The 12,690-nt window shown below is 52.9% G+C and carries 11 protein-coding genes and 2 tRNA genes; 1 reads left to right on the forward strand and 12 read right to left on the reverse strand.

The features are described 5' to 3' along the window. Window positions 1-49 precede the first annotated feature (49 nt). From nuoG to TMES_RS13450, 8 genes are all read right to left on the reverse strand, one after another. Window positions 50-2,110 carry an NADH-quinone oxidoreductase subunit NuoG gene (nuoG, locus tag TMES_RS13415; RefSeq protein ID WP_085583333.1) on the reverse strand — a complete coding sequence of 687 codons (2,061 nt, stop codon included), beginning with the start codon at window positions 2,108-2,110 and terminating at the stop codon, window positions 50-52. Between the two features lie 27 nt (window positions 2,111-2,137). Continuing rightward, entirely contained in the window at window positions 2,138-3,418 is a 1,281-nt protein-coding gene (gene nuoF / locus TMES_RS13420; protein ID WP_085583335.1) for an NADH-quinone oxidoreductase subunit NuoF, read from the reverse strand. Window position 3,419: 1 nt separating this feature from the next. Further along, the gene (gene nuoE, locus TMES_RS13425; RefSeq protein WP_085583337.1) at window positions 3,420-4,082 is read right to left on the reverse strand and encodes an NADH-quinone oxidoreductase subunit NuoE; all 663 of its coding nucleotides are present in this window, start codon (window positions 4,080-4,082) and stop codon (window positions 3,420-3,422) included. Beyond that, window positions 4,079-5,257 (reverse strand): NADH-quinone oxidoreductase subunit D, encoded by a 1,179-nt coding sequence (locus TMES_RS13430; RefSeq protein ID WP_085583339.1) that lies wholly within the window; start codon window positions 5,255-5,257, stop codon window positions 4,079-4,081. The genes nuoE and TMES_RS13430 overlap by 4 nt, the downstream gene beginning before the upstream one ends. Continuing rightward, a complete protein-coding gene (locus TMES_RS13435; RefSeq protein WP_085583341.1) occupies window positions 5,257-5,886 on the reverse strand; it encodes an NADH-quinone oxidoreductase subunit C in 630 nt (209 codons plus the stop codon). Before TMES_RS13435 ends, TMES_RS13430 begins: the two co-directional genes overlap by 1 nt. A gap of 20 nt (window positions 5,887-5,906) precedes the next feature. Next, entirely contained in the window at window positions 5,907-6,449 is a 543-nt protein-coding gene (locus TMES_RS13440; protein WP_085583343.1) for a NuoB/complex I 20 kDa subunit family protein, read from the reverse strand. Beyond that, entirely contained in the window at window positions 6,440-6,805 is a 366-nt protein-coding gene (locus TMES_RS13445; protein ID WP_085583345.1) for an NADH-quinone oxidoreductase subunit A, read from the reverse strand. The genes TMES_RS13440 and TMES_RS13445 overlap by 10 nt, the downstream gene beginning before the upstream one ends. A gap of 276 nt (window positions 6,806-7,081) precedes the next feature. After that, window positions 7,082-7,158, reverse strand: a tRNA-Asp gene (locus tag TMES_RS13450). A gap of 299 nt (window positions 7,159-7,457) precedes the next feature. Between TMES_RS13450 and fliG the strand changes: the two genes are divergently transcribed. Continuing rightward, window positions 7,458-8,477 (forward strand): flagellar motor switch protein FliG, encoded by a 1,020-nt coding sequence (fliG, locus tag TMES_RS13455; RefSeq protein ID WP_085583347.1) that lies wholly within the window; start codon window positions 7,458-7,460, stop codon window positions 8,475-8,477. A 172-nt stretch (window positions 8,478-8,649) separates the two neighbouring features. Here the strand turns inward: fliG and TMES_RS13460 are convergent, their stop codons facing one another. The 4 genes from TMES_RS13460 to lon form a co-directional block, all read right to left on the reverse strand. Beyond that, a complete protein-coding gene (locus TMES_RS13460; protein ID WP_085583349.1) occupies window positions 8,650-9,321 on the reverse strand; it encodes a hypothetical protein in 672 nt (223 codons plus the stop codon). 201 nt (window positions 9,322-9,522) lie between these two features. Next, window positions 9,523-9,599, reverse strand: a tRNA-Val gene (locus TMES_RS13465). A gap of 109 nt (window positions 9,600-9,708) precedes the next feature. Further along, on the reverse strand, window positions 9,709-9,981 hold the full coding sequence (locus TMES_RS13470; RefSeq protein WP_008891813.1) for an HU family DNA-binding protein: 273 nt from the start codon (window positions 9,979-9,981) through the stop codon (window positions 9,709-9,711). A gap of 263 nt (window positions 9,982-10,244) precedes the next feature. Beyond that, window positions 10,245-12,656, reverse strand: coding sequence for an endopeptidase La (gene lon, locus TMES_RS13475; RefSeq protein ID WP_085583351.1), 2,412 nt, complete (start codon window positions 12,654-12,656; stop codon window positions 10,245-10,247). Window positions 12,657-12,690 lie beyond the last annotated feature (34 nt).

The following is a 12,690-nucleotide window of genomic DNA, read 5'->3' on the forward strand; positions in this document are numbered from 1 at the left end:
CACCCCCTAGCGAGAGAAGGCGACGGTTACCCGCCGCCCGTTCCCGAACTCAGGCAACCTTTCCGGCAGCCGCATCCTTGACGAAGGCTTCAGTACATTTTGCCATCGTCACCGATGCCCGGCTGATCGGGTCGGTCATGTAAAAATTGCGAACCGGCGAAGCAAAGCCTTCCGACTTCATCACACCAGCCTTGCCGAAATCACCCCATGCCGCTTTACGCGGAACATTAACAGAGCCGAACACATCGTTGATTTCAACCATGCGGGTCCGAACAGCTTCAATGTTGTCATATGGCAAGGTCAGGCCAAGGCTGGCTGACAGCGCACGAACGATCTTCCAGTCTTCGCGGGCATCCCCAACCGGGAATACAGCGCGCCAACCATACTGAACACGACCTTCGGTATTAACGTAGGTCCCGTTCTTTTCGGTATAGGCGGCACCCGGCAGAACAACATCCGCCACCTGGGCACCGGCATCACCAAGGCAGCCCTGGTAAACCACGAAAGCCTTGGAAAGCTTGGACGTGTCAAGCTCATCTGCACCAAGCAGATAAACAACTTCGACATCGCCCTTGGCCGCACCATCGAGAATTTCGGTGGTCGACAAGCCGCCCTCGCCCGGCACAAAGCCAAGATCAAGGCCGCCAACACGGGCCGCGGCGGTATGCAGAACGTTAAAACCGTTCCACTCGCCGGTAACCATGCCGTATTTATCGGCAATGGCACGCGCGGTTGCCAAAACAGCTTCGCCGTCTTCACGGTTCAGCGCCCCCATCCCCAGAATGATCATGGGGTTTGACGCGGCTTCCAGAACCTTGGCAAAGTCGTTTTTGCCCTCAAGGATTTCGGTCAGCGTTTCCGGACCGGCCCCAAGATAGTCATGCTTGAAGGTCGGGTCCCAGTTCTCGCCGATCAGGGCAAGACGGAAATCACCGGCCGTCATGCGCCAGCGTTTACGCAAGCGCGAATTGATAATCGGCGCTTCGGCGCGAACATTGGCACCCACGATCAGGCAGGCATCGGCTTCTTCGATACCGGCAATGGTGGAGTTGAAGATATAGGACGAACGGGGTCCGCCAATCTTCGAGCCATCCTGACGGCAATCAAGGTTTGACGAGCCAAGTTTGCCCATCAGATCTTTCAAAGCCGTCATGGATTCGCAATCAACGGTATCGCCGGCAAGGGCCGCGATCTTTTTACCATCGAGCCCGGCAACCTTGGCTTTAATCGCGGCAAAGGCTTCGTCCCAGCTAGCGGGGACAAGTTTACCGTTCACCCGAACATAAGGACGGTCAAGGCGCTGACGTTTCAGACCATCAATGGCGTAACGGGTTTTGTCCGAAATCCATTCTTCGTTCACGTCTTCATTCAGGCGCGGTAACACGCGCAGAACTTCAGACCCGCGGGTGTCGATACGAATGTTTGACCCAACGGCATCCATCACATCGACGCTATCGGTTTTCTTCAATTCCCACGGACGCGCGGTAAACGCATAGGGTTTTGATGTCAAAGCACCGACCGGGCACAAATCAATCAAATTGCCTGAAAGTTCCGAATTGATCGACGCTTCGATGTACGGTCCAACCTCGGTGTCTTCACCGCGGTAAACCGCACCCATCGTGCCAACACCGGCAACTTCTTCGGAGAAACGAACGCAACGGGTGCAATGGATACAACGGGTCATGATCGTTTTCACGATCGGGCCCAGTTCCTTGTCCTTAACGGCACGTTTCTTTTCGGTGTAACGCGATGAATCAAAACCATAGGCCATGGCCTGGTCCTGAAGGTCACATTCGCCACCCTGGTCGCAAATCGGGCAATCTAGCGGATGGTTGATCAGCAGAAATTCCATAACGCCATTGCGTGCCTTTTTCACAAGGTCGGAATCCGTTTTAATCACCATTCCGTCGGCCGCAGGCATGGCACAGGACGCAACCGGTTTTGGCGCGCGCTCCATTTCCACCAGGCACATACGGCAGTTACCGGCGATCGACAGGCGCTCGTGATAACAGAAACGGGGAATTTCCTTTCCCGCTTCTTCACAAGCCTGCAGAACTGTCGCTCCGGCTTCCACTTCGACTTCGATACCGTCAACTGTCAGTTTCGGCATGTCTCAATCCCTCTCAACAGGCCTCTCTCAGGCCGCGATCCGTGCGCGATATTCCTTGATCCGCCGTTCCATTTCGGGACGGAAATTACGGATCAAACCCTGGATCGGCCATGCGGCGGCATCCCCAAGCGCACAAATGGTGTGGCCTTCGACCTGTTTGGTCACGTCCCACAAAAGGTCGATTTCATCGAGTGTGGCCTCGCCGCGAACCATGCGCTGCATCATGCGCATCATCCAGCCCGTACCTTCACGGCACGGGGTACACTGACCACAGCTTTCATGTTTGTAAAATTCGGATAGGCGCGCAATCGCGTAAACAATGTCGGTCGACTTGTCCATCACGATAACCGCAGCCGTCCCAAGCCCCGAGCCAACTTCACGCAGTGAGTCGAAATCCATCAGGACATCGTCACATACATCCTTGGTCAGAACCGGAACCGATGAGCCGCCAGGAATAACCGCCAGCAAATTGTCCCATCCACCACGAACACCGCCACAATGACGCTCAATCAGCTCACGCAGCGGAATGCTCATGGCTTCTTCAACGGTGCAGGGCTTTTCAACGTGACCGGAAATGGCAAACAGTTTGGTTCCGTGGTTCTTTTCACGGCCAAAGCTGGAAAACCAGGCCCCGCCCCGACGCAGAATTTCGGGAACAGCAGCAATCGATTCGACGTTGTTGACCGTGGTCGGGCAACCATACAAACCGGCGTTGGCCGGAAAGGGCGGTTTCAAACGGGGCTGACCTTTTTTGCCTTCAAGGCTTTCGATCAGGGCCGTTTCTTCACCGCAAATATACGCACCCGCACCAAGATGCAGGTAAATATCAAAATCCCAACCCGAACCGCAGGCATTTTTGCCCACCAGCCCTGCGTCATAGGCCTCGTCGATGGCACGCTGCAGGTTCGATGCTTCGTGATAAAACTCACCACGAATATAAATATAAGCCGCATGCGCGCGCATCGCGAAACTGGCCAGCAAGCACCCTTCGATCAGGGTGTGCGGGTCGTTACGCATAATTTCGCGGTCTTTGCAGGTGCCCGGTTCGCCTTCATCGGCATTCACAACCAGGTAATGCGGGCGACCATCGGATTCCTTGGGCATAAACGACCATTTCAGGCCCGTCGGAAAACCTGCGCCGCCACGGCCACGCATCCCCGATGCCTTCATTTCGTCGATAATCCAGTCCTGACCTTTTTCGATCAGTCCCTTCGTGCCATCCCAATTCCCGCGACCTTGCGCCGCTTTCAGGCCAAAATCCTGAAAACCGTAAAGGTTGGTAAAAATGCGATCCTTGTCTTGCAGCATATCAGGCCTCCCCGTCTTTGGGTTCAGCAGGCTGATCTGCGGCACCACAGCCACAGAATGCTTTCAGAACCTTGGGACCGTCAATCGGCTCGCACCCGCGACGACCGCTTTGCGGGCCCGCCTTGGGTTTATCACCGCGTTTAAGCGTATCAAGAATGTTCCTGGTGCTTTCGCCGGTCAGATCTTCGTAATAATCGTCGTTAATCTGCATCATCGGCGCATTGACGCAAGCGCCAAGGCATTCGACTTCGATCAGGGTAAACTTGCCATCTGCAGTGGTTTCACCAATGCCAATGCCAAGTTCATCCTTGCACATTTTGACGATGTCCGACGATCCACGCAGCCAGCACGGCGTTGTGGTACACACCTGAATAAAATTCTGCCCGACGGGCGCCAGATTATACATGGTGTAGAAAGTAGCGACTTCATAAACCCGAATTGCCGGCATATCGAGCATGTCAGCAATATAGTCCATGGCAACAGTCGGCACCCAGTTGCCTTCGGTCTGGCGCTGGGCCAGATCGAGAAGCGGCATGGTTGCACTTTGCTGGCGACCTTGCGGGTACTTGGCGATGATCTTTTTCGCCCTGTCCATGTTTTCGGGTGTGAACGCGAAACTGGTCGGCTGAAGCTCGCGGGGAGCTGGTCTTCTTAAATGGCTCATCGGTCAATCTCACCGAAAACAATGTCAAGCGAACCGATATTGGCAACAACGTCAGCCAACATATGACCCTTCGACATGAAATCCATGCCTTGCAGATGGGCAAATCCCGGTGCGCGAATTTTACAGCGATACGGACGGTTGGACCCGTCCGACACCAGGAATACGCCAAACTCACCTTTGGGCGCTTCAACCGCGGCATAGCATTCGCCAGCCGGAACGTGGAAGCCTTCGGTAAACAGCTTGAAGTGATGAATAAGGGCTTCCATCGACCGCTTCATATCGGCACGCGCCGGCGGAGCAACCTTGTTATTTTGAACAATTACCGGGCCGTCAGGCATTTTATCAATAACCTGGCGCATGATCCGCAGCGACTGGTTCATTTCTTCGAAACGGACCAGATAGCGGTCATAAACGTCGCCGTGTTTGCCAATCGGAATGTCAAAATCAAAATCTTCATACGAATCGTAAGGCTGGGATTTACGCAAATCCCAGGCAATGCCCGATGCGCGAATATTTGGCCCCGTAAAGCCCCAGTCAAAGGCTTCTTCAGCGGTAACCGTTCCGATACCAACAGCACGCTGTTTGAAGATACGATTGCCGGTTAAGACACGGTCAAAGTCTTTGACGAATTTCGGAAACTGGTCAACCCAGTCCGAAATATCTTCCAGAAGACCTGCCGGTAAATCGGCAGCAACACCACCCGGACGGAAATAGTTGGCGTGAAGCCGCGCACCGCAAACCCGCTCATAAAATTCCATGAGCTTTTCACGTTCTTCAAAACCCCACAGCAACGGGGTCATGGCACCAACGTCAAGTGCGAACGTCGTCAGGTTCAGGATGTGGTTCAAAATACGACCGATTTCCGCGTAAAGAACACGAATATACTGCCCGCGCTTGGGAACCTCGACGCCCATCAGCTTTTCAATCGCCAGACAGAAGGCATGCTCCTGGTTCATCGGCGCGACATAGTCGAGGCGGTCAAAATACGGCGTGGCCTGCATGTAGGTCTTGTATTCGATCAGCTTTTCGGTGCCGCGATGCAGCAACCCGATATGCGGATCGGCACGTTCGATAACTTCGCCGTCCATTTCGAGAACAAGCCGCAAAACCCCGTGCGCCGCAGGGTGCTGCGGGCCGAAGTTAAGGGTCATGTTTTTAATTTTTTGCTCGGACATCAGGCCTTGCCCTCCGCCTTTTCGTCGCCCGGCAGAATGCTTTGCATTCCTTCCCACGGGCTTTCGAAATCAAAGTTACGGAAATCCTGCACCAGTTTCACCGGCTCATAAACGACCCGTTTCTGCTCGTCATCATAACGAACCTCAACATAGCCCGTCAGCGGGAAGTCCTTGCGCAGCGGATGGCCTTCGAAACCGTAATCGGTCAGAATACGGCGCGGATCCGGGTGATCGGCGAAAAACACGCCATACATGTCCCAGGTTTCACGCTCGAACCAGTTGGCTGCATTAAAAACGCCAACAGCGGTTGGAACCGGTGTTTCTTCGTCGGTGGTAACCTTCACGCGGATGCGCAGGTTATGCTTGAGCGACAGCAGGTGGTAAACAACCTCGAAACGCTCGGCGCGCTCCGGGTAATCAACCCCGCAGATATCGATAAGCTGCTTGAAAAGACACCCGGCATCATCGCGCAGGAATGTCAGAACATTCGTAATTGATTCGCGTTTAACGACGACGGTTAACTCGCCATAGCGGTACGCAGTATCAATAACATCGGCGCCAAAATGCGACTTTAAAAGATCCTTCAGATCTTTCAGCGCGACGCTGTTATCGCTGAGCAATTCGCTCATGCTAGCCCCCTACTCTCGGATCAGCGTGACAGGACACCGGTACGGCGGATTTTCTTTTGCAATTGCAAAATACCGTAAATCAGCGCCTCGGCTGTCGGCGGGCAACCGGGGACATAAATGTCAACCGGAACAACACGGTCACAACCGCGCACCACCGAATAGGAATAGTGATAATACCCGCCGCCATTGGCACACGAGCCCATCGAAATAACCCAGCGCGGCTCGGCCATCTGGTCGTAAACCTTGCGCAGAGCCGGTGCCATCTTGTTGGTCAGCGTACCGGCAACAATCATAACGTCGGACTGGCGCGGGCTGGGGCGAAACACAACACCGTAACGGTCCATGTCATAACGCGCCGCAGCCGCGTGCATCATTTCAACAGCACAACAAGCCAGACCAAAGGTCATCGGCCACATCGACCCTGTGCTGGCCCAGGTTGCGAGCTTGTCGAGACTGGAAAGGACAAAGCCCTTGTCATTCATCTCGTCAAACACGCCCTTAAGCAGCACATCCTGATCGTGACCAGGGGCCAAAGGGGCGCCTGTATTGGTGCTCACTCCCATTCCAGAGCTCCCTTCTTCCATTCATAGACAAAGCCGATTGTCAGCACTGCCAGGAAAACAACCATCGACAGGAAACCAAATGTTCCGATTTTACCGAGCGTCACCGCCCACGGGAACAGGAAGGCAACTTCCAGATCGAAAATGATGAACAAGATTGCGACCAGGTAGAAGCGAACATCAAATTTGATGCGTGCATCTTCGAATGGCGAAAAGCCGCACTCATATGCAGACAGCTTTTCAGCATCCGGGGCCTGCTTGGCCAGAACCAGCGAAGCGATGATGATAACCGCCGAAAGACCGACGGCAATCCCGATGAAAATCAGGATCGGAAGATATTCCGAAAGAAGCTCTTGCATCTCTCTGACCTCTCAAGAACAGGTCTAACCAGAACCCGACCAGGTCCCCACCTAGCCCGTAAGGCGCACCATAACGTATGCACCACACAAGTACCAGCCCCGGAGATGTGTTTCCACCTCGCCAAGCCTGACACTTTTCTAAACTTTTTTGCCATCCATGGTCAATTTCAGGTCAGCAGAACGTCGCCAACGCAGTCCAGATTGTTGCAAGGCAGCAAAAGGATTACGGGCAGGAAAGACGCAGCGCCCAATAAAGAACACAGACGATGACCGGATTGGCGGGAGCGACGGGACTTGAACCCGCGACCTCCGGCGTGACAGGCCGGCGCTCTAACCAACTGAGCTACGCCCCCAAAACGGCCATCTATCGGCGTGCTCTTGTTAGACCAGCCCCCATGCTAAGTCAAGCTGATAGCAACGCTTTCAACCGCGTCGTCATTTCATCTCGAAATGATCACCTTAAAAGAAAAACTTCAGCGTTTTTTTGCGTCAAACGTCTCAATATGTCAATTTGTCTGGCGGTGCGGCATGCTAGAGGTCTTTTCATACACGCACTTAGGCCTTATAGATTTATTGACTGGTCGTAACGTATCCTTCACGAGGATACCTTATCTCGAACCGGATCTGGAATTGCTGACGGAGTGGGCTTTACGTGGGGCGCGTTAAAGAAGAATACCGGTCGCTTTCTGGACAGGAAAAAGCGGCCATCCTGATGCTGGCACTGGGGGAAGAACACGCCTCCAAGATGTTTGCGCTGATGGATGACGAAGAAATCAAGGAAATCTCGCAAACGATGTCCAGTCTTGGAACGATCAGTTCCAACATCGTAGAGCGCCTTTTTGTCGAATTTGCAGATCAGCTTTCTTCGACCGGCTCGCTGGTCGGCTCGTTTGATACGACCGAACGCCTGTTAACCAAGGTTCTGCCCGAAGACCGCGTTAACAATATCATGGAAGAAATCCGTGGTCCGGCCGGTCGCACCATGTGGGACAAGCTGAACAATGTTAACGAAGCGGTGCTGGCGAACTATCTGAAAAACGAATACCCGCAAACAGTTGGCGTGGTTCTTTCCAAACTGAAATCAACGCACTCGGCTGCGGTGCTCTCGCTGTTGCCGGAAAATTTCTCGATGGAAGTGATCATGCGGATGTTGCGCATGGAGGCTGTTCAGAAGGAAGTCCTTGATAATATCGAAAAAACCCTGCGGACCGAGTTCATGTCCAACCTGGCGCGCGGCTCGCGCGGGGACAACCACGAACTGATGGCCGATATTTTCAACAGCCTTGATCGCCAAAGCCAGGATCGCTTCCTGACAGCCCTTGAAGAGCGTAACCGCGACTCTGCGGAAAAGATCAAGGCTTTGATGTTCACCTTCGAAGATCTCGCCCGCCTTGATAATAACGGCGTTCAGTCTTTGCTGCGCCAGGTCGAAAAAGACAAACTGGCCCTGGCCCTCAAAGGGTCGACCGATGCCATGCGCGAATTGTTCTTCAAAAATATGTCAGAACGGGCTGGCAAGATGATGCGCGAAGACATGGATGCTCTGGGCCCCGTCCGCCTCGCCGATGTCGAGGAATGCCAGATGATGATTGTGCAACTGGCCAAGGAACTCGCATCGCAAGGCCAGATCGTTATTTCCGAAGGTGGCGGCGAAGACGAAATGGTCTATTAACGCCGCAACGTTGCAAACCCGTTGAAAAACCCGCCAACCATCTGGTTTGGCGGGTTTTTTATAGCCCATAATCGGTCGCTAACAGGGGTACTGCGTGATTTACTGGCGGGAACAGTCCCTGGCAGATGCGCAACAGCATGCTGACAGCACAACGGGCACACTGTGGAAGCGTTTAACCCAGAATCAGAATTAGAGCAGGCTCACCGAGCTTCTGGATGGTCCAGTTTAGAGTCGTTTCATCTTCAACCGTTTTCCGACTGCTCGCATTCTCGCGCCGGACATGTACATTGGTATGAACGGTAATTGTCCCGTTGGGTACATAGCCCATCGCCGTTAACGTATCGAGATATTGTGCAGGCACCGAACTGCCACGGACTTCAACCGTCTGGCTTCTCTCGTGATACATCATTTGCAGGATTCGCGAATTTCGCCGCACAAAGTTGAACGACTTTTCCTGCATGATATTGCCCGTGCGATCATAGCTGACATTAAACACCCCGCGCCCGGCATAGGTTGATGGGCCAAAGGCCACATCGCGTTCCAGGTCGTTCAGAATGGTTGCCGCCCGCTGTTTTTCGTCTGCCGGGGTCACCTTGCCATCCATCAGGTCTTTGGCCAGCGCTGCGTGGCGCAGCTGCCCCTTATAGCTAAAATGATAATCCCCGTTGCGTGACAGCTGCAAATCCGCTGTGAACTGCTCTGGCAGGTAACAGCTCTGTAGTGCCGCAACACATGCCAAAAGCAATGCTGCCGTAAAATAACGCCGCCAAACAGCAAACACACGATGCATCACGGTGCAAAGGCCGTTTGCGGCAGGCACGAACATCGACAGAAACAGCACCATTAATAAACCCGACCTGACAGCATGAACAAAGATGACCAGAACAATGATTGCAGACTGCCCATGGATGCACCAGCCCCAATCCTTTCGTGCAATGGCAAGACCGGCAAAAAGGCCATTTAGAAATTTGTGGCCGGAACAAGGTGGGTGGTAATTGGTTGATTGCGCAAAAGAAAAAGGCGCCCTGTGCGGACGCCTTTTTCATGGTGGGTGATGAGAGATTCGAACTCCCGACCCTCTCGGTGTAAACGAGATGCTCTAACCAGCTGAGCTAATCACCCTTTGTTATGTGCCCCGTTTTGCGGAAGCGAGCGGAACATAACATGGTTTTTTTAAAATGCAATGCCGGTGACGCTGTCACCGGCATTTTTTTTTCAAAGACAGTCAAACTTAATTGACGGCGTCTTTAAGGCCTTTACCAGCCTTGAATTTCGGCTGCTTAGAAGCCGGAATATCGATTTCTTCGCCGGTACGCGGATTGCGACCTTTAGAAGCTGCACGCGCAGCGACGGCGAATGTACCGAAACCAACCAGACGAACTTCATCGCCTGATTTCAAAGAATCGGTAATGGAATCGAAAACAGCATCAACGGCTTTGGCAGCGTCTGCTTTAGACAGATCAGCTTTCGCAGCGACACTTCCAACGAGATCGTTTTTATTCACTTCCTGGCCCCCTTATTGGACGTTCGGAGTTATAAGGAAATTTGGTTTGCCCCAAACCTGTTACAGGCGCAATGTAAGCAGGTCGGGAACATGGCGTCAATTGGAGAGACGCAGTTTTCAGCCGTTTTAACGGTTTTTTTGCAGTTTTTTCGCCTTTACAGGCCCTGCCCTTTTGACCTTGATCGATTCCGGGCAAAGTTATCCACAAAAAAACAGGGACAGCCAAGCTGTCCCTGTCAAAAAGCCCGCTATTTTGCGACTGATCAGTGGGTCGTAATCCCGCCAATCTCCGATTCCTCGCCTTCTTTCGGCTTTATCGTCACATTGTCGGATTCTTCATCCCACTCAATCGGCACAAGCGGATTGACCAAAGCATACTTTAAAACCTCATCAACATGAGATACCGGAATGATTCGCATATTGCGCTTCACATTATCTGGAATCTCTTCAAGGTCCTTTTCGTTGTCTTTCGGAATAAGAACCGTTTTGACACCGCCGCGCATGGCCGCCAGCAATTTTTCCTTCAAGCCACCAATGGGCAGCACACGCCCGCGCAAGGTGATTTCGCCGGTCATAGCAACATCTTTGCGCACCGGATTACTGGTCAGAATTGACACCACAGATGTCACCATACCAACACCGGCCGACGGACCATCCTTTGGCGTCGCCCCTTCGGGCACATGCACGTGGATATCGCGCTTCTGGAACAAACTGGGTTTGATCCCGAATTGCGTCGCACGCGAGCGCACAAATGACGTAGCCGCCTGGATCGATTCTGTCATGACATCACCCAGCTTGCCTGTTGTCTTCATATTGCCTTTACCTGGCACGGTCACGGCTTCGATCTGCAACAGATCCCCACCAAATTCCGTATAGGCAAGGCCGGTAACAACACCAACCTGGTCTTCGCCTTCGGTTTCCCCGTGCTGGAACTTCCTGATCCCGGCATATTTCGGCAGGGTACGCGGTGTTACACGGACGGTTTTCAAACCTTCGATCAAAATACGTTTGGTTGCCTTACGGGCCAAACGGGCCAGTTCACGCTCAAGACTACGCACACCGGCTTCGCGGGTGTAATACCGGATCAGATCGCGCAGGGCATCGTCCGAGATGCTCCATTCGGTTTTTTTCAAACCGTTGGCTTCAACCTGCTTGGGAATCAGGTGGCGTTTGGCAATTTCCACCTTTTCGTCTTCAGTGTAACCCGAAATCCGAATGATTTCCATACGGTCCAGCAACGGCTGCTGCATACGCAGGCTGTTGGCCGTGGTCACAAACATCACGTCCGACAGATCATAATCGACTTCAAGATAATGATCGTTGAAGGTCGAGTTCTGTTCAGGATCCAGCACTTCAAGCAATGCCGATGCCGGGTCGCCACGGAAGTCCGAGCCCATCTTTTCGATTTCATCAAGCAGGAACAAAGGATTGGAAGACTTTGCCTTCTTCATCCCCTGAATGATCTTGCCCGGCATCGAGCCGATATAGGTCCGACGGTGACCGCGAATTTCCGATTCATCGCGCACACCACCCAACGACATGCGGATAAAGTTACGACCGGTCGCATTAGCCATCGATTTCCCGAGCGAGGTTTTACCAACGCCGGGAGGGCCAACCAGGCACAAAATCGGACCTTTGACTTTTTTAATCCGCGCCTGCACAGCAAGATATTCAAGGATATGTTCCTTGACCTTCTCAAGGCCGTAATGTTCCAGATCGAGAACTTTTTTGGCCTTTTTCAGGTCATGCGAAATCTTGGTGCGCTTGTTCCACGGAATCGACACCATCCAGTCAAGATAGTTGCGCACCACCGTTGCCTCGGCAGACATCGGGCTCATATTGCGCAGCTTCTTAAGCTCGGCCTGGGCTTTTTCCTTGGCTTCTTTCGGCATTTTGGCCTTGTTAAGCTTGTCTTCAAGCTCGGAAGCCTCGTCCTTGCCGTCTTCGCCTTCACCCAGTTCCTTCTGAATGGCCTTAAGCTGCTCGTTCAGATAATATTCGCGCTGGGTTTTTTCCATCTGACGTTTAACGCGATTGCGGATTTTCTTTTCAACCTGCAACACGCCAATTTCAGATTCCATAAAGCCGAAAATCCGCTCCAGCCGCGCCGCAATCGACCCGGTTTCCAGCAATTCCTGCTTTTCTGAAATCTTCAGCGCTAAATGTGACGCAACGGTATCTGCCAGCTTGGCCGGTTCTTCGATCTGATTGACCGAAACCAGAACCTCGGGCGGAATCTTTTTGTTCAGCTTGATATATTGTTCAAACTGGGTAACGACCGACCGCGAAAGGGCTTCAAGCTCGCTTTCGTCTTCGTCATCTTCGTCACGTACGCTGCCATAGGCCTGGAAAAATTCAGGATTATCAACAAATCCCGAAATCTGGGCGCGTTTGCCACCTTCAACCAGAACCTTCACCGTGCCATCGGGCAGCTTCAACAGCTGCAGAACCGATGCAACAGTCCCGACACGATAAAGATCCTCGACTGAGGGATCATCCAGACCGGCGTCTTTTTGGGTAACAAGAAGAATTTGCTTGTCTTCGCGCATCACATCTTCGAGTGCGCGGACCGATTTTTCACGGCCGACAAACAACGGAACGATCATATGCGGAAACACGACGATGTCGCGCAACGGCAAGACCGGGTAGATATCAGCATGTGCCAGTTCGACCATGTGTTCTATTCCCTATTTTGAGCCAAAACGTTAC

It is taken from the genome of Thalassospira mesophila, from assembly GCF_002115755.1.
GTDB lineage: Bacteria > Pseudomonadota > Alphaproteobacteria > Rhodospirillales > Thalassospiraceae > Thalassospira > Thalassospira mesophila.